13 protein-coding genes are annotated in these 15903 nt (G+C 70.1%); 2 read left to right on the top strand and 11 right to left on the bottom strand.

From position 1 onward, the window contains the following. Positions 1-20 precede the first annotated feature (20 nt). From ACFVYK_RS03470 to proB, 3 genes are all read right to left on the bottom strand, one after another. On the bottom strand, positions 21-1307 hold the full coding sequence (locus ACFVYK_RS03470) for a glutamate-5-semialdehyde dehydrogenase (RefSeq protein ID WP_389767983.1): 1287 nt from the start codon (positions 1305-1307) through the stop codon (positions 21-23). Between the two features lie 104 nt (positions 1308-1411). After that, positions 1412-1966 (bottom strand): hypothetical protein, encoded by a 555-nt coding sequence (locus tag ACFVYK_RS03465; RefSeq protein WP_389767981.1) that lies wholly within the window; start codon positions 1964-1966, stop codon positions 1412-1414. A gap of 156 nt (positions 1967-2122) precedes the next feature. Next, entirely contained in the window at positions 2123-3229 is a 1107-nt protein-coding gene (proB, locus tag ACFVYK_RS03460; protein WP_389768105.1) for a glutamate 5-kinase, read from the bottom strand. A gap of 237 nt (positions 3230-3466) precedes the next feature. Here proB and ACFVYK_RS03455 point away from each other — a divergent pair, with 237 nt between their 5' ends. Then, positions 3467-4855 carry a polysaccharide pyruvyl transferase family protein gene (locus tag ACFVYK_RS03455; RefSeq protein ID WP_389767979.1) on the top strand — a complete coding sequence of 463 codons (1389 nt, stop codon included), beginning with the start codon at positions 3467-3469 and terminating at the stop codon, positions 4853-4855. A 95-nt stretch (positions 4856-4950) separates the two neighbouring features. Here ACFVYK_RS03455 and ACFVYK_RS03450 read toward each other — a convergent pair whose 3' ends face one another. From ACFVYK_RS03450 to ACFVYK_RS03420, 7 genes are all read right to left on the bottom strand, one after another. Then, the gene (locus ACFVYK_RS03450) at positions 4951-6174 is read right to left on the bottom strand and encodes a glycosyltransferase family 2 protein (RefSeq protein ID WP_389767977.1); all 1224 of its coding nucleotides are present in this window, start codon (positions 6172-6174) and stop codon (positions 4951-4953) included. Between the two features lie 178 nt (positions 6175-6352). Then, positions 6353-8455, bottom strand: coding sequence for a hypothetical protein (locus tag ACFVYK_RS03445; RefSeq protein ID WP_389767975.1), 2103 nt, complete (start codon positions 8453-8455; stop codon positions 6353-6355). 158 nt (positions 8456-8613) lie between these two features. After that, positions 8614-10113, bottom strand: coding sequence for an SDR family NAD(P)-dependent oxidoreductase (locus ACFVYK_RS03440; RefSeq protein ID WP_389767973.1), 1500 nt, complete (start codon positions 10111-10113; stop codon positions 8614-8616). Positions 10114-10844: 731 nt separating this feature from the next. Next, entirely contained in the window at positions 10845-12281 is a 1437-nt protein-coding gene (gene obgE, locus ACFVYK_RS03435; protein ID WP_389767971.1) for a GTPase ObgE, read from the bottom strand. 184 nt (positions 12282-12465) lie between these two features. Further along, positions 12466-12720, bottom strand: a complete 255-nt coding sequence (gene rpmA, locus ACFVYK_RS03430; RefSeq protein ID WP_003990207.1) for a 50S ribosomal protein L27 — start codon at positions 12718-12720, stop codon at positions 12466-12468. Between the two features lie 14 nt (positions 12721-12734). Further along, on the bottom strand, positions 12735-13055 hold the full coding sequence (gene rplU / locus ACFVYK_RS03425; protein WP_007381993.1) for a 50S ribosomal protein L21: 321 nt from the start codon (positions 13053-13055) through the stop codon (positions 12735-12737). Between the two features lie 255 nt (positions 13056-13310). Then, the gene (locus ACFVYK_RS03420) at positions 13311-13544 is read right to left on the bottom strand and encodes a hypothetical protein (RefSeq protein WP_389767969.1); all 234 of its coding nucleotides are present in this window, start codon (positions 13542-13544) and stop codon (positions 13311-13313) included. A gap of 136 nt (positions 13545-13680) precedes the next feature. Here ACFVYK_RS03420 and ACFVYK_RS03415 point away from each other — a divergent pair, with 136 nt between their 5' ends. Continuing rightward, positions 13681-14280, top strand: coding sequence for an acyltransferase (locus tag ACFVYK_RS03415; RefSeq protein WP_389767967.1), 600 nt, complete (start codon positions 13681-13683; stop codon positions 14278-14280). A gap of 108 nt (positions 14281-14388) precedes the next feature. Here ACFVYK_RS03415 and ACFVYK_RS03410 read toward each other — a convergent pair whose 3' ends face one another. Beyond that, on the bottom strand, positions 14389-15540 hold the full coding sequence (locus ACFVYK_RS03410) for an acyltransferase family protein (RefSeq protein ID WP_389767965.1): 1152 nt from the start codon (positions 15538-15540) through the stop codon (positions 14389-14391). Positions 15541-15903 lie beyond the last annotated feature (363 nt).

Here is a 15903-nt window from a genome sequence, read left to right as displayed (position 1 = left end):
GCAGGGTGCGACGGCCGCTGTCAGCGCCGTACGTGCCCGTCGCCGGTGACGATGTACTTGGTGCTGGTCAGTTCCGGCAGGCCCATCGGGCCCCGGGCGTGCAGCTTCTGGGTGGAGATGCCGATCTCCGCGCCGAAGCCGAACTGACCGCCGTCGGTGAAACGGGTGGAGGCGTTCACGGCCACCGTGGTGGAGTCGACCAACTGGGTGAACCGGCGGGCCGCCTGCTGCGAGGTGGTGACGATCGCCTCGGTGTGACCGGAGGTCCACAGCCGGATGTGCTCGACGGCCTTGTCCAGCGAGTCGACGACGGCGGCGGCGATGTCGTAGGAGAGGTACTCCGTCTCCCAGTCCTCCGGGGTCGCCTCCACGACGGTCGCCTTGGAGTCCTTGGCGTAGGCCAGGACCCGCTCGTCGGCGTGGACCGTCACGCCCGCCTCGGCGAGGGCGTCGAGCGCGCGGGGCAGGAACTCGGGGGCGATGGCCTGGTGGACCAGGAGGGTCTCGGCGGCGTTGCAGACGCTGACCCGGTGCGCCTTGGAGTTGATCAGGATGTCGATGGCCATGTCCAGGTCGGCGTGGGCATCGACGTAGACGTGACAGTTGCCGGTGCCGGTCTCGATGACCGGGACGGTGGACTGCGTGACGACGGTCCGGATGAGCGACGCGCCGCCGCGCGGGATGAGGACGTCGACCAGTCCGCGGGCACGCATCAGCTCGCCGACGCTCTCCCGCCCCTCTCCCGGCACCAACTGCACGGCGTCGGCGGGCAGCCCGGCCCCGCCGACGGCGTCGCGGAGCACCCGGACGAGGGCCGTGTTCGACTCGTAGGCGGAGGACGAGCCGCGCAGCAGGACGGCGTTGCCCGACTTCAGGCAGAGGGCGGCGGCGTCCACGGTGACGTTGGGACGGGCCTCGTAGATGATGCCGACGACGCCGAGCGGGACGCGGACCTGACGCAGGTCGATCCCGTTGGGGAGGGTGGAGCCGCGGACGACCTCACCGACCGGGTCGGGCAGCGCGACGACGTCCCGCACGTCCGAGGCGATGGCCCGCACCCGCTCGGGGGTGAGGGTCAGCCGGTCGACGATCGCCTCGCTGGTGCCCGCCTCGCGTGCCTTCGCGATGTCCTTCGCGTTGGCCTCGACGATCTCGCTCGTCCGGACCTCCAGCGCGTCCGCGATGGCGAGCAGCGCGTCGTCCTTCACGGCACGCGGCAGCGGCGCGAGATCGGCGGCGGCCGCCTTGGCGCGGTAGGCGGCGCGGGTGACCGGGGACATGGAGTCGTACGGCGAGAGCGTGGTCATAAGCAAAGGGTAGTGCGCCGCACCGGCCGGTTCACCGCTCGTTTCACCCGCCGAGACGTGCCCGGACACGCGCACACCTGCCGAGTCCGCCTTGCGGTGACGAGTCAGTACGGGTGGACGCCCACCGGGGTCGCCGGCGCCGGGCCGTACCCCTCGGCGATGCGCTGGTGGTAGGTCTGGCGGTCGATGACCTCCAAGCCGACGATCTCCCAGGGCGGAAGCCCGGCGGTCTGGCGGTGCTCGCCCCACAGCCGCAGCGCGACGGCGGCCGCGTCGTGCAGGTCGCGGGCCTCCTCCCAGTACCGGATCTCGGCGTGGTCGCCCGCGTATCTGCTGGTCAGGAGGAAGGGATGGTCGTGGGCGAGCTGTTCGAGAGCGCGCCGGACCTCCTTCAGCGGGGCCTGTTCGCCGGAGACGCTCAGGGTCACGTGCCACAGCCGGGGGACGTCCACGGGCTGCCCGCCCGTAGACTCGGCGACCTCCCGGGCCCGGTAGGTCTCGCCGGCCGCCACGCTGGTCAGGGCGCGCTCCTCGCCCGGCGGACGCGACGGCGCGCCCGCGGTGCGCGACGACGCCCCGCCCGCCGTGCGCGACGCCGTCGCACCGGTCCCGCCGGTACTCCCACGGGCCGCTGCCGCCCCAGGGCGCACTCGTCTCACGACGGCCTCCTTCACGCGGCGCTCGTGCGGATCGTGTACCGCGCTCGCTCACCGAGCTCCCGCGGATTGTCCCTGAGACAAAGTTGAGCAGGCCGCACGGCTCCGTGGGGCGGTTTCAGGGAACGTCCCCCACCGGTACGGTCCGTTCGAGCGGGTTTACGGGTGCAGGATCACCAGGTCGTCCCGGTGGACGACCTCGCGCTCGTACTCCGCGCCGAGTTCCCGCGCCAGCTCCCGCGTCGACCGCCCGATCAGCTGGGGGATCTCCTTGGCGTCGAAGTTGACGAGTCCGCGGGCCACCGCGTGCCCCCGGGCGTCGCGCAGCTCCACCGGGTCGCCCGCGCTGAACTCGCCTTCGACGGAGGCGATCCCGGCGGGCAGCAGCGAGGTGCGCCGTTCGACGACCGCGCGCACCGCGCCGTCGTCCAGCGTCAGCGACCCCTGCGGGGTGGACGCGTGCTGCAGCCACAGCAGCCGGTCGGCCGAGCGCTTGCCGGTGGCATGGAAGAAGGTGCCGGTGTCCCCGCCGGCGAAGGCTTCGGCCGCGTGGACGGCGCTGGTGAGGACCACGGGGATGCCGGCGGCCGCCGCGATCCGGGCGGCCTCGACCTTGGTGAGCATGCCGCCGGTTCCGACGCCCGCCTTGCCGGCGCTGCCGATCTCGACGTGGGCCAGGTCCTCCGGGGCCCGGACCTCGGCGATGCGCGAGGTGCCCGGCCTGCTGGGGTCGCCGTCGTAGACGCCGTCGACGTCGGACAGCAGGACCAGCAGGTCGGCGTGGACGAGGTGGGCGACGAGGGCGGCGAGCCGGTCGTTGTCGCCGAAGCGGATCTCGTCGGTGGCGACGGTGTCGTTCTCGTTGACGACCGGGAACGCGCCCATCGCGAGCAGCTTGTCCAGGGTGCGGGAGGCGTTGCGGTGGTGGGCGCGCCGGCTCATGTCGTCGCTGGTGAGCAGCACCTGCCCGACGCGGACGCCGTAGCGGGCGAAGGATGCGGTGTAGCGGGCCACCAGCAGCCCCTGACCGACGCTGGCGGCGGCCTGCTGACGGGCCAGGTCCTTGGGGCGGCGGCGCAGGCCCAGCGGGGCGAGTCCGGCGGCGATCGCGCCGGACGAGACGAGGACGACCTCCTTCTCGCCTCCGCTGCGGCTCTTGGCGAGGACGTCGACGAGCGCGTCGACCCGGTCGGCGTCCAGGCCGCCGGAGGCGGTGGTCAGCGACGAGGAGCCGACCTTGACGACGATCCTGCGGGCCTCGCCCACGGCCTGCCTTGCCCCTGCCACCTTGTTCTGCGCTCCTCGCCTAGGTCCACGGCTGCCTTCCCGGCAATCTACGCGAACGGGGCCCCGGGCCGCGCAGGGGTTTCACTGCCCGGACGGACGCATGCGCGTAACCATGTGATCACTGTTTGCGTACGGCAAAGAGGTGCTATCCGTTCCCCATGAAATTTGAAGAGAAGACAAATTTATTTTGAAGTTTGCGTGACCTACAGTTCGCCTGTGAAGCGCATACTCCTCCGATCGGGGAAGAGCCCCTTCGACGTCGTTCCCGTGGAAGAAGCCCTCCACCGCGACGTGATCGCCACCAACGCCGGCAACCTGATCTTCAGCGACGCCGCCCACAAGATCCTGCAGACTCCGGACGTCGAGGTCGTCTCGAACGGCATGCGGACCGACCTGAGCGCGGCGGCCCGCATCAACGAGGAGTACGACGCCTTCGTCGTGCCCCTGGCCAACGCCTTCCGGCCGACCTTCGAGCCGTCCCTGCAGCGGCTGACCCGGCTCATCGGCAAGCTGAGGATCCCGGTCGTGGTGCTGGGAGTCGGCGCCCAGGCTCCCCTGGGCCAGATTCCGGAACGGCTGAAGGCCATCGAGCCCAGCGTGCGGGCCTTCTGCTCGGCCGTGCTGGATCACAGCGCCTCCATCGGCGTGCGGGGCGAGTTCACCGAGAAGTACCTCAACGACATGGGCTTCCGGGACGTCGAGGTCATCGGCTGTCCCTCGATGTTCCTGCACGGCGACCGACTCCCCGTGGTGAAGAAGACGCCGGCGCTGACGGCCGGGTCGCGGATCGCCGTGAACGGCTCCCACGCCGCGGTGCGCAGCGGCGGTCTGCACCGGATCATCGCCCACGCCCACGCGAACTACCCGAACCTGCGCTACATAGGCCAGAACCTCACCGACGCGCGGCAGCTGCACTGGCGGGACGTGGACTCCCCGGCCGGCCGGATGACGCAGATGCCGACGCACCCGGACCATCCGATGTACCGGGAGGACAAGGTCCGGGTGTACGTCGACCCGTCCACCTGGATCGACGACCTGAGCGCATTCGACTACTCGTTCGGTTCGCGCATCCACGGCAACATCGCAGCACTCCTGGCCGGAACACCGGCCACCGTACTGGCATTCGATTCCCGGACGCTGGAACTGTGCCGCTACTTCGACATACCGCACCGGCTGCTCAGCGAGGTCCCCGCGAACCTCGACCCGGCCGAGTTGTACGAGGAGTCCGATTTCAGCGCGCTCACCGGCAACCACAAGGAACGCTTCGACCGGTTCACGGCGTTCCTGGACGAGAACGGGCTGCGGAACACCTTCACCCACGGCGACGGCGGGGCGGCCTTCGACGAACGCCTGCGCTCGCTGCCCTTCCCGCCGGGCGTGCGCCCCTGGAACGACGCCGATCTGCCCTCACTGACCAGCCGGTTCGGCTGGCTGCAACAGCGCATCGCCGAACTGGACTCGCACAACGCCCAGTTGAAGCGGGAACTGGCCAGGAGCCGGACGGGCGCGAAGCCCGTCGCGGGCCTTCCCGCACCCTCCATCTACCGCCGCGCCAGGCGCGCCGTGGGCGGCCCCCTGCGCCGCGCCCTGAAGCCGGCCAAGTAGCACCCAGGACGGCCCCGCCCGCCGGAGTCCGGCCCGCCACCAAGCCGGCCGGCCCCACGGGCGGCGGGCCGTCCGAAGGTCCGGCCGCCGGTTCCTCAGGCCGCCGTGCCGCCCGGACGCGCCGGGCGGCGCATGCGGCGCAGCTTGCGCCGGACCTTGCGGACGAATCCGCGCAGGAAGGCCTCGGTGGGGTTCTTGCGCCATCCGGGGTACGCCTTCGCCTCACGCGGCTCGGCCAGGTAGATCCGGTCGGGGACGCCGGCCGTCGGGGAGCCGTAGTGCGGGTAGGCCAGATAGAGCTGGGTGCCGCGCTTCTTCAGGACGGGCTCCGGCCTGGTCTTCGCCTGGATGAACTCCAGGACGTCCACGAGGAGGTCGGAGCGCCCGCGGGCCACCAGCTCCAGGCGCAGCCGCTCGTGGACCAGGAGCCGCTGGGCGACCCCTTCGTTCCAGTAGGCGTCCATCAGCGGCTTGGCCAGCTCCATCTTGGTGCGCCGGATCTCCTCGTCGTTCCTGAGGAAGACGGGCCCGAACTGCGGCAGCACGGTGACGAGGAACGGGCGGACCATGAGCACGTCACGCTTGGGGCCGGGCGGGACCAGCCGCTCCAGCAGGCCCATGAGAGCGCGCGCGGAGTCGAAGCGCAGGGTGTAGCTGCCGCTCTTGGTCACATGCTTGCCGTCGGTGCGGCCCACCAGGTAGTAGCAGGTGTAGTCGGCGACCACCGAGACGCCGTCGGCCCGCAGGTACGCCTCCATCGTGAACAGCGCGTCCTCGCCGGTCCACAGCGACTCGTCGAACCGCATGCCGTGCCGCTCCAGGAACTCCCGGCGGAACAGCTTCTGCGCGCTGAGCGTGAACTTGATGTTGGACGAGTAGACGTCCGTCCGCTCGAGCGTCTCGCCCCACATCGACTTGGGCGGCTTGCGATTGATGCCCTCGACCCGGCCGAGGACCACGTCCGTGCCGTTGCGGTCGGCCATGGCCACCATGCGCTCCAGGGCCTCGGCGCCCAGCCGGTCGTCGGCGTCGAGGAAGAAGACGTAGCGCCCGGTGGCCTTGGACAGACCGACGTTGCGCGGACCGCTGGGGCCGCCCGAGTTGTCCTGGCGGATCACCGTGACGTCCATGGGGACGCGGGCGGCGAACTCCTCCAGGCACTCGCCGGTGCCGTCCTGGGATCCGTCGTCGACGGCTATGACCTCGATGCGCGCCGGGTCCAGGGTCTGCGCCTCGACCGACGCCAGGCACTCGACCAGATACGGCATCGCTTCGTACGCCCCGATGACCACCGTGACGTCAGGCTGCGCAACGGTCACTGTTCCCTCTCATCACGCAACGGTCTCCCGACACAGAAATGCTTTGGACACCCGATAGACGGCGGGTGAACAGGACGGGTTGCCTCGGTCGCAACACGTGTTCCACATCACAGGATGCACCACAGGCCGGGTCCCCGGAGCGTTCTCTCCGGGGACCCGGCCTGTGGCGACACGCGGCTCAGGCCGTCGTGACGTCTCTGGGCCGTTCGGCCTCGCCGCCCGTCTCACCGTCCGTCTCGCCCGCCGGCATGTCGTCCGGGGCGACGGCGAGGGTCGCCTGGCCGACGTTGCGCGCCTCGGCCTTCAGCGCGAGGTCCCTGACCGCCGTGTCGAACCGTTGGCGCGAGGAGGGCTCGTCCGATCCGAGCAGGTACTCCCGCAGCTCCTTGCGGCCCTCGGCCAGCGGGTCGCCGGCCGGGTCGCGCACGGCGGCCAGCAGCCGGTCGAGCTCCGCGGCGTCGTTGCCGAGGATCACCGCGGCGCGCACCGCGGTGTTCTGCCGCCTGAACTCCTCCGCGCCCAGCTCGGCCGAGTCCGTGACCGCGTAGGGCTTGCCGCTCGCGATGAAGTCGGACACCACGCTGGAGATGTCGGAGACCATCGCCTCGGAGGCGTTGAAGCAGTCGTACAGACGCGGTGCGGCGCCGGTGATCACCCGGTGCTCGTAGGAGGGGAACGAGCGCCAGTAGGTCTCGTTCCACTCGGCGCGCAGCCGGGCGGCCTCCTCGTGCTTGCGGACGTCGACGATGCCGTCGCGGCTGGTCACGGCCTCGTCGGCGCGTTCGTCGAAGGCGAGCGAGAGCCCGTCCAGGCGGGTCTGGAGCCGGGTCAGCTCGGCCTTGGCCCGGGCCTGGGCGGCCGGGTCCGCGGTGAAGCGCGGGTCGCTCGCGCGCTGGGCGGCGGCCTTCTTGATCAGGGCCGTGATCCGCCGGTGCGCGGCGCCCGCCTTGGCGCTGCGGGTGCCGGTGAACGGGTGCGGCTTGTACAGGACGCGGACCGGGGGCTCGGCCGCGACCAGCTTCTTCACGATGTTCTCGCCGGCCAGCAGCAGCGAGGTGTTGCCCGGGTTGTCGTCCCAGCCCTCCCAGGTGGGCGCGTACAGCACCGTGGGGACGCGGTCCGCGGGCATGCCGTCGCCCGGCCTGATGGACGCCAGCTGCGGGCGGCCGACCTCCACGATGTCCTCGTCACGGATGCCGACGTCGGCGATGGCGTAGCGGTCGCGGCCCGCCCGGCCGGCGACCCACACCTCGTCGTAGACCTTGCTGAACGGGTTGACGCTGGCGGCCTTGTCGCTGTCGCCGTGGCCGATGAAGACGTGCTTCATGGTCGGCACGCGGAGCAGGTGGATGTTCTTGCCGACGTTCGCGCAGTACAACGCGACCCGCACGGTGGTCAGGTCCAGGTTCATCAGGTGCACCCCCCCGGGCACGCAGATGACCGGGACCGACGTGGGCGCCATCTTCTCCAGGACGGCACGCTCACGCAGGATCACCAGCGGCCGGGCCTCCATCTGCTCCATGGTCTCCAGCCACATGTTGACCTGGTAGGCGGAGTCGTCGGAGCCGGAGAAGTACAGGACCGTCTCGGGCCGGTACTCGCGCAGCCAGGCGCTGACGGCGGCCAGCACCCCGGGCGCCTTCGGCGGGAGCCGCCTGGCCCGCAGGTGCGGCACCAGCGCGACGACGTACAGCGCCCCCAGGCCCAGGGTGACGGCGATGCCGGCGAAGCCCAGGGCCGCCGAGTCGGCCATCGCGCAGACGAGCAGGCCCACGACGGCCGCGAGGTCGAGGTGGAGCATCTTCTCGGTGGCGCGGCTCAGCAGCGGACGCGGCGGGGCGTCCGGGATGCGCAGCCGGGAGGCCAGGTCGACGTTCCTGGTCGCGATCGGCATCTGGCGGCGCTTGCCGATCAGGGTGACCAGCGCGCCGTGCGGCGCCTGCAGGCCGAAGAACACCGTGAAGCACGCGATGGCCGCGTAGAAGACCGGCTCCTGCGAGAGGTCGAGTCGGGCCAGCAGCAGGATCAGCAGCAGCTCGCGGACCAGGAACCGGGTGGACGCACCGGCTCGCACCTTGGACAGCAGGTCGATCAGGCGACTGCGCCTGCGGTGGAGATAGAGGTCCGCCAGGTACGTCACGGCGGCCGCGACGGCGAAGGCGGGAGCGCTCGGGACGAGAGCGGCCGCCATGAGGCCGGGGTAGCCCAGCATCATGAGGACCGCTGCGACCAGTTCGGCCGCGCTGCCCACCCGGGCTACGCGAATGGCGGTGGATATCACGGAGAAACCTGCTCTGGGAGGGGGCCGGTCATAGGTACCTGAAAGTCCGGAAAATCCTTTTTGAAGGTTTCGGGAATTTTACGGAGTCAGGCCTCTGTGAATTCTCCGTAAACCGGAAGCCACAGAGGCCTGAAAATTCGATGGCTATTTAGCCTCGATTATGCCACGCCGTCCTGTCGATCCAGCACCCCGGCCAGGGCCTGCTCGAAGCCGGAGGCCTTGCCGGCGGCGGCCGTCGGGTCCTGCTGCCGGACGTCGATGACGTGGCCGGTGAGCTCGGAAAGCAGCACGTCGAGGGAGGTGCGGGCGACCGCCTCGGACGACAGCAGACTGCCCGCCGGTTCCTGCCCGAAGGCCTTGGTCCGCATGGGTGTCGCCGTGCGCTCGGGATTGACGCAGTTCACCCGGATACCGTCGCCGGCCCACTCGTCGGAGAGGGCCTGGGTGAGGTTCACCATGGCGGCCTTGGTCGAGGAGTACAGGCTGTACTCGGCTCGGCCGCGGGTGTAACTGCTGGAGGTGTACAGCAGCAATTGGCCCTTGGTCTCCGCCAGGTACTTGTAAGCCGAACGTGCGATCTGCACCGGCGCCAGATAGTTGACCTTCAGCGCTTCCTCGATGGTCGCGTTGTCGGTCTCGGCCAGTTTGCCGATGCGCAGCACCCCGGCGGTGTTGACGACGTAGTCGATGCGCCCGGTCTCGCTGTAGGCCTTGGACAGGGCGTCGTCGACCTCCTCCGGGTTCTCCACGTGCGTGCCGGTGGTGGAGCGGCCCAGGGCGTAGACCGTGGCCCCGTAGGACTCGGCGAGTTCGGCGATGTCCTTGCCGATGCCGTACGAGCCGCCGAAGACGACGACCGTCTTGCCGGTCAGCAGCTCGCGGTAGACCTCCTCGCCGTTCTGCTCGGGGGTGGCGGAGGAGGCCAGCTGGAAGAGCTTGTCGGCGATGAAGACGTCGACGGGCTGAGTCACCTTCATGTTGTACTCGTCGCCCGCCACGACGTGGATCGGCACGTCCGGCAGATAGCGCAGGACGACCGTGCAGTCGTCGGTGGCCTGGAAGTTGGGGTCGCCCGCCGCCACCTCGTAGGCCCGCCGGATGGTGGACAGCTTGAACGCCTGCGGGGTCTGCCCGCGGCGCAGCCGGGAGCGGTCCGGGATCTCGGTGATGAACTCGCCGTCCTCGCCGTGCGTGCGCGTGACGATGATGGTGTCCGCGGACGGAATGGCCACGTCGACGGCCTGGTAGCGCTCCAGGGCGGTGACGCAGTCGTCGATGACGCGGCGCGAGAGCAGCGGGCGCACGGCGTCGTGGAAGAGGACGTTGAGGTCCTCGCCGTCGGCCAGCCCCTCGCCCAGGGCGGCGATGGCGCGCTCGGTGGTCTCGTTCCGCGTGGAGCCGCCCTCGATGATCGCCCGGACCTTCTCGAACCCGGCCTTGGCCACGATCTTCTCGACGTCGGGGACATAGCCGGGCGCCATCAGCACGATGATGTCGTCGACCGAGTCCGCCTTCTCGAAGGTGGTCAGCGTGTGCTCGATGACTGCCTTGCCGGCGATCTTCAGCAACTGCTTGGGGATCGACAGACCCACGCGCTGGCCGGTGCCACCGGCCAGGATCACTGCGGTGGTGCGGGGCTTGGCTATGTGCTGGGACACAGGGGACCTACCTTGGGGCGACAGGGACGAGGAAATGGTCCCACTTGCGGTTACCGCGATGCAAGGTGAGCGCCGTTCGCCGCAAATGTGCACGCCACCCGGCATTCACCTTGGGGCGCTGACGATTGTCGAGGCATCGGCGTGACTTCCCGCGGATGCCCTGAAAATTCCTGTGAGTTACTCCACAGGAAGTAACGCATTGCCGAGGCCGAGGGTGACGGGTGTGACTCTAACGGTCCTGGACGGGCGCCGACGCCGCGAGGGCCGCCGCCGGCCCTTCCCGTGCCCTCCCGGACGCCCCCGGGGCGTCGGGGACCGCCGGTCCCGGCCGGGCCGCGGCGGCCTCGACCCGGTCGGCGGGAAGGGGCGAGATCTTCACGTCCGGGGTGTCAGGACTGCACGCGTTCTTCATCCGCGGGCCACCCCGTCGCGAACCGGCCCGAAATGCGGACCGCCGGAAGGGCAATGGCGCGGATTTCCTCGTGGTGTTTTCCTGCTGCGCGTTCGGCTCTGCTCGCAGTTCTTTCCGTCGTCCTCCAGCCGGAGCGCCTTCGCCCTTTCCGGTCGCCTCCCTCGTCCACGAACGGTAAGAGAGCTTCCTTAAAAGACGCTGAGAGAGACATGGGGCGGGGATGAGACGGGGGGATGCGGCCGAACGGGTGCCGGGAACGGGCGAGGCAGGCCCCCGGGGTCGGGGACCTGCCTCGTCGGTGTTCGGGTGCGGGAAGGGATCAGAAGGGCTCGAAGCCCTCGAACTCCTCGGCCGCCTCGTCGCGTTCGGCCTGCTTGTCGCGCCGCCGCTGGGTCGCGGGACGCGGGGCCTCGAAGCGGTGGTCCTCGCCCCGGCGGCCGAGCATCTCCGCGCCGGCCGTGACCGACGGCTCCCAGTCGAAGACGACCGCGTTGTCCTCGGGGCCGATCGCGACGCCGTCGCCGCCGCGGGCGCCCGCCTTCATCAACGCGTCCTCCACACCGAGACGGTTGAGCCGGTCGGCGAGGTAGCCGACGGCCTCGTCGTTGTTGAAGTCGGTCTGGCGCACCCAGCGTTCGGGCTTCTCGCCCCGGACGCGGAAGAGACCGTCCTCCTCCAGCGTGACGGTGAAACCGGTGTCGTCGACCGCCTTGGGACGGATGACGACCCGGGTCGCCTCCTCCTTGGGCCGGGCCGCGCGCGCCGCGGCCACCATCTCGGCGACGGCGAAGGACAGTTCCTTCAGCCCCATGTGGGCGACCGCGGACACCTCGAAGACGCGGTAGCCGCGTGCCTCCAGGTCCGGGCGGACCATCTCGGCGAGGTCCTTGCCGTCCGGCACGTCGATCTTGTTCAGCACCACGAGCCGCGGCCGGTTGCCGAGGCCGCCGTACTGCTTCAGCTCCTCCTCGATGATGTCGAGGTCGCTGAGCGGGTCGCGCTCGGACTCCAGGGTCGCGGTGTCCAGCACGTGCACGAGGACGCTGCAGCGCTCGACGTGGCGCAGGAACTCCAGGCCCAGCCCCTTGCCCTGGCTCGCGCCCGGGATCAGCCCCGGCACGTCGGCGATGGTGTAGACCGTGGAACCGGCCGTCACCACGCCCAGGTTCGGGACGAGGGTCGTGAACGGGTAGTCCGCGATCTTCGGCTTGGCGGCGGACAGGACCGAGATCAGCGAGGACTTTCCGGCGCTCGGGTAGCCGACGAGAGCCACGTCCGCGACCGTCTTCAGCTCCAGGACGATGTCCTGGAGGCCGCCGGGCTCGCCGAGCAGCGCGAAGCCGGGCGCCTTGCGGCGGGCCGAGGCCAGCGCCGCGTTGCCGAGGCCGCCACGGCCGCCCTGGGCGGCGACGTAGGAGGTGCCGTGGCCGACCAGGTCCGCCAGCACGTTGCCGGCCTTGTCCTGGACCACCGTGCCGTCCGGGACCGGCAGGATCAGGTCCTGGCCGTCCTTGCCGGACCGGTTGCCGCCCTCGCCGGGCTTGCCGTTGGTGGCGCTGCGGTGGGGCTTGTGGTGGTAGTCGAGGAGCGTGGTGACCGACTGGTCGACGACCAGGATCACATCGCCGCCACGGCCGCCGTTGCCCCCGTCGGGGCCGCCGAGCGGTTTGAACTTCTCACGGTGGACGGAGGCACAGCCGTGGCCCCCGTTACCCGCGGCGACATGCAGTTCGACGCGGTCCACGAAGGTGGTCATCTGGGTGCCTCCAGCACTACGAAAAGTCAGGGTCGAGCTCTTGCGGTGAACTGCTGCTGACTACTGCTAATTACTGCTCTGTCTACTGCTGTAACACGCGAAAGGCGGACCCGCCTTCCCACCAGGGAAGTGAGGTCCGCCTCGCGAAACGTTCGGTGTGAGCCGTGAATCAGATGGAGCTGATTCAGGCAACCGGGACGATGTTCACGACCTTGCGGCCACGGTGGGTGCCGAACTGCACCGAACCGGCCTCGAGGGCGAACAGCGTGTCGTCGCCGCCACGGCCGACGCCCGCGCCGGGGTGGAAGTGCGTGCCGCGCTGGCGGACCAGGATCTCACCCGCGTTGACGACCTGACCGCCGAAGCGCTTCACGCCGAGCCGCTGGGCATTGGAGTCGCGACCGTTCCGGGTGGACGATGCGCCCTTCTTGTGTGCCATGTCTCCTCAGTCCCTTACTTCGCAGCCGCGGGGATCTCAGTGACCTTGATCGCCGTGTACTGCTGGCGGTGGCCCTGACGACGGCGGTAGCCGGTCTTGTTCTTGTAACGAAGGATGTCGATCTTCACACCCTTGTGGTGGTCCACGACCTCGGCCTGGACCTTGATGCCGGCCAGCACCCACGGGTCGCTGGTCACAGCGTCGCCGTCGACAACGAGCAGGGTCGAGAGCTCGACCGTGTCGCCAACCTTGGCAGTGGAAATCTTGTCAACCTCAACGATGTCGCCGACAGCAACCTTGTGCTGGCGACCACCGCTGCGCACGATGGCGTACACGCGGATCTCACTCTCTCGCTCTGGGACGGCATCCCCGCAGTCCAGCCGCCCGGGAACGAACACGGACGGCCTCTCCCGGCCACCTAGGTACCGGTACCCGGGAGGAAGAGGGTTTACGGAGATGTGGCACGTCAACCGACACGCCGAGGGACCAGGCTACGGGGCCCGGCTTGAGGGGTCAAACCGGGCCCCGTGGGCACCGCACCGGGCCCGACTCCCGGGGAAGGACTCAGGGGAAGGACTCAGGGGAAGGACTCAGGCCTGCGGACGCCTGAGCCTTGCCGCTTCCTCCCTGTGTCCGGTCGCGGAGTCCCTCGCCCGGATCCGGTCGGACTCGTGGACCAGGTGTGCCGCCAGGGTGTCCAGAGCGGCCGCCATCGCCTCGTGCCAGTCGACCGGATCCGCGGCACCTGCGGATCCGGGCGGCTTCCGAGCACGCACCGCCCTGAAGTCACGCAGAGCGCTGCGAAGTTCCTCCGGAATGGTCATCGCCGTCTCCTGCCTCCGCGTCGCGCCCAGGTCACGTCCGATCTCCCGCGTCACCGGTGGAAAGGCCGCCCCGGAGCCCGCGGACCCCGGGCCCGTATGCTCGCCGGGTGATGCCAGACACGCGGAAGGCGAAGAAGTGAACTACAGGGTCCAGCCCAGTGCGCAGGTCGACGAGAGCGCCGAGATCGGCGCCGGCAGCAGCGTCTGGGACCTCGCGCAGATCCGTGACGGCGCCCGCCTCGGTGAGGGCTGCGTGATCGGCCGCGGGGCGTACGTCGGCTCCGGTGTGCGGATGGGCGACAACTGCAAGCTGCAGAACTACGCGCTCGTCTACGAACCGGCCGAGCTCGGTGACGGTGTCTTCATCGGCCCCGCCGTGGTGCTCACCAACGACCACAACCCGCGTTCCGTGGACCCCGACGGCAAGCAGAAGCGCGGCGGCGACTGGGAGGCCGTCGGCGTGAAGATCGCCGACGGCGCCTCGATCGGCGCCCGCTCGGTGTGCGTCGCGCCGATCGCCATCGGCCGCTGGGCCATGGTCGCCGCCGGCGCGGTGGTCACCAAGGACGTCCCGGACTTCGGCCTGGTCGTCGGCGTCCCGGCCCGCCGCATCGGCTGGGTCGGCCGGGCCGGTGTCCGCCTGATCGAGCGCGAGGGCGAGCCGGGCGTGTGGGAGTGCCCGCAGACCGGCGCCCTCCACGACGAGAAGGACGGCGTGCTCACCGAGCGCGCTTAGTCCACGCGGAACGCTCGGCCGGGAAGTCCGGCCGAGCGCCTCTCGTCCCGGCAGCGCCGCCCGAGCCGAGCGGGACCGGTCAGCCGTCCGGCCCGGGGATCGCCGTTCTCATCCCTCGGCTGCCGCCGTGCGCCTGCGGGCCTCCTGGTCCAGGCGGCCGCGCAGCCATCGCTGGGTCGGCTTCTCGACGAACCGGTGGACGAGCCACGCCAGCACGATCAGCGCGACCGTGGTGATGCCCAGCGTGGGCCACGCCCCGACGTGCCCGTACAGGGTGCGGATCATCGCCCAGCCCAGCTCCTCGTGGAGCAGGTACAGCGGATAGACCAGCGCGCCCGCCGTGGACAGCCACTTCCAGCCGATCCGGTCGAGCTTGTGCAGCGCGACCGCGAGCACCAGCAGGTAGAACACGGTGACCAGGGCGAGGGCGACGTACGGCTGGCGGTCCATGCCCTTGTCGTGGCGCAGGTGATCGGCGTGCTGGACGAGGTCGCTCTGCATCACCAGCCAGCTCGCGCCCAGCAGCCCCCACAGTTTGAGATCCGGGCCGAAGCGGTACATCAGGTACATCGCGATGCCGGACACGAACAGCGCGGTGTTGAGCGGCTGGGCGAACACACCGAGCAGCGGAACGTGCTCCTGCTGGACCAGGATGCTCGCCAGCAGCCACAGCCAGCAGAAGACGGAGACGCGGACGTAGTCGAGCCCCTTCCAGAGCACGACCAGGAAGATCATGTAGAAGGTCAGCTCCACCCACAGCGTCCAGTACGCGCCGACGAGATGGCGGGCCGAGAGCGGCACCTGGAACATCGTGAGGTTGGTGAGCGACTCGCTGACGCTCGGCGCCTTGCGGGCTCCGTCGGGCAGCGCCCTCCACACGAGGACGGCGACGACGACCGAGAACCAGTAGGCGGGGAAGAGCCGCAGGAAACGGGCCTGCACGAACTGGCCCGGCGTCCGGTTCCAGGCGGACAGGCAGATGACGAAGCCGCTGATGATGAAGAACAGCTGCACGCCGTAGGAGCCGTACGAGGTGTACGGGAAGATCGACGGGAACAGCGCCTTGGGGTTCACGCCCCAGTTCGCCTTGGTCGCCGCGTCCACACCGGTGAAGTGGAACATCAACACCGAGAGCGCGGCTATCACGCGCAGGGCGTCCAGGGCGTAGAGCCGGTTGCCCCGGCTCTGTGGTGGCGGCACGGTACCGCGTGCGTCGGGCACGCCCGGCTGAGCCGAGACCTTGACATCGGTCTGGGACATTCGTCGTCCTCGCTGTGTGTCCGTACGGATGTGGGACCGACAGCTCGATTCCTGCGCCCGCCCCCTTGCGGATCCCCGCTCGCTCGCTCTGGCGCGCCGGTCCGCCCGGCGAGCATACGGGAGACCCGGAGGGACCACAGGGGCAACCCCTGGCAGCGACGGCAGCGGCTCAGGGCCGGACCGCCCCGGCAGCCGAGGCGGTGACACCGCACTCGTCGAGCGAGCCGCTCACGGCTCCCGGACGGGTCCCGGAGCCCTGGGGGCCCCCCCCCCGCCCACCGCACCCCCCGGCGGCCGCACCCCCCCCCCACCAAATGTAAAGAACAGCGGAAGACCAGCTCCCACACGAAAAAAAAAAAAATA

It is taken from the genome of Streptomyces sp. NPDC058291, assembly GCF_042880855.1.
GTDB lineage: Bacteria > Actinomycetota > Actinomycetes > Streptomycetales > Streptomycetaceae > Streptomyces.
The sequence above is the reverse complement of the archived record's forward strand: the minus strand, read 5'-3'. Positions and strand labels throughout refer to the sequence as shown.

Coding starts and splice junctions, on each gene's coding strand:
- ACFVYK_RS03470 (WP_389767983.1), bottom strand. CDS start 1,307: ATGACCACGCTCTCGCCGTACGACTCCATGTCCCCGGTCACCCGCGCC.
- obgE (WP_389767971.1), bottom strand. CDS start 12,281: ATGACCACCTTCGTGGACCGCGTCGAACTGCATGTCGCCGCGGGTAAC.
- rpmA (WP_003990207.1), bottom strand. CDS start 12,720: ATGGCACACAAGAAGGGCGCATCGTCCACCCGGAACGGTCGCGACTCC.
- ACFVYK_RS03420 (WP_389767969.1), bottom strand. CDS start 13,544: ATGACCATTCCGGAGGAACTTCGCAGCGCTCTGCGTGACTTCAGGGCG.
- ACFVYK_RS03410 (WP_389767965.1), bottom strand. CDS start 15,540: ATGTCCCAGACCGATGTCAAGGTCTCGGCTCAGCCGGGCGTGCCCGAC.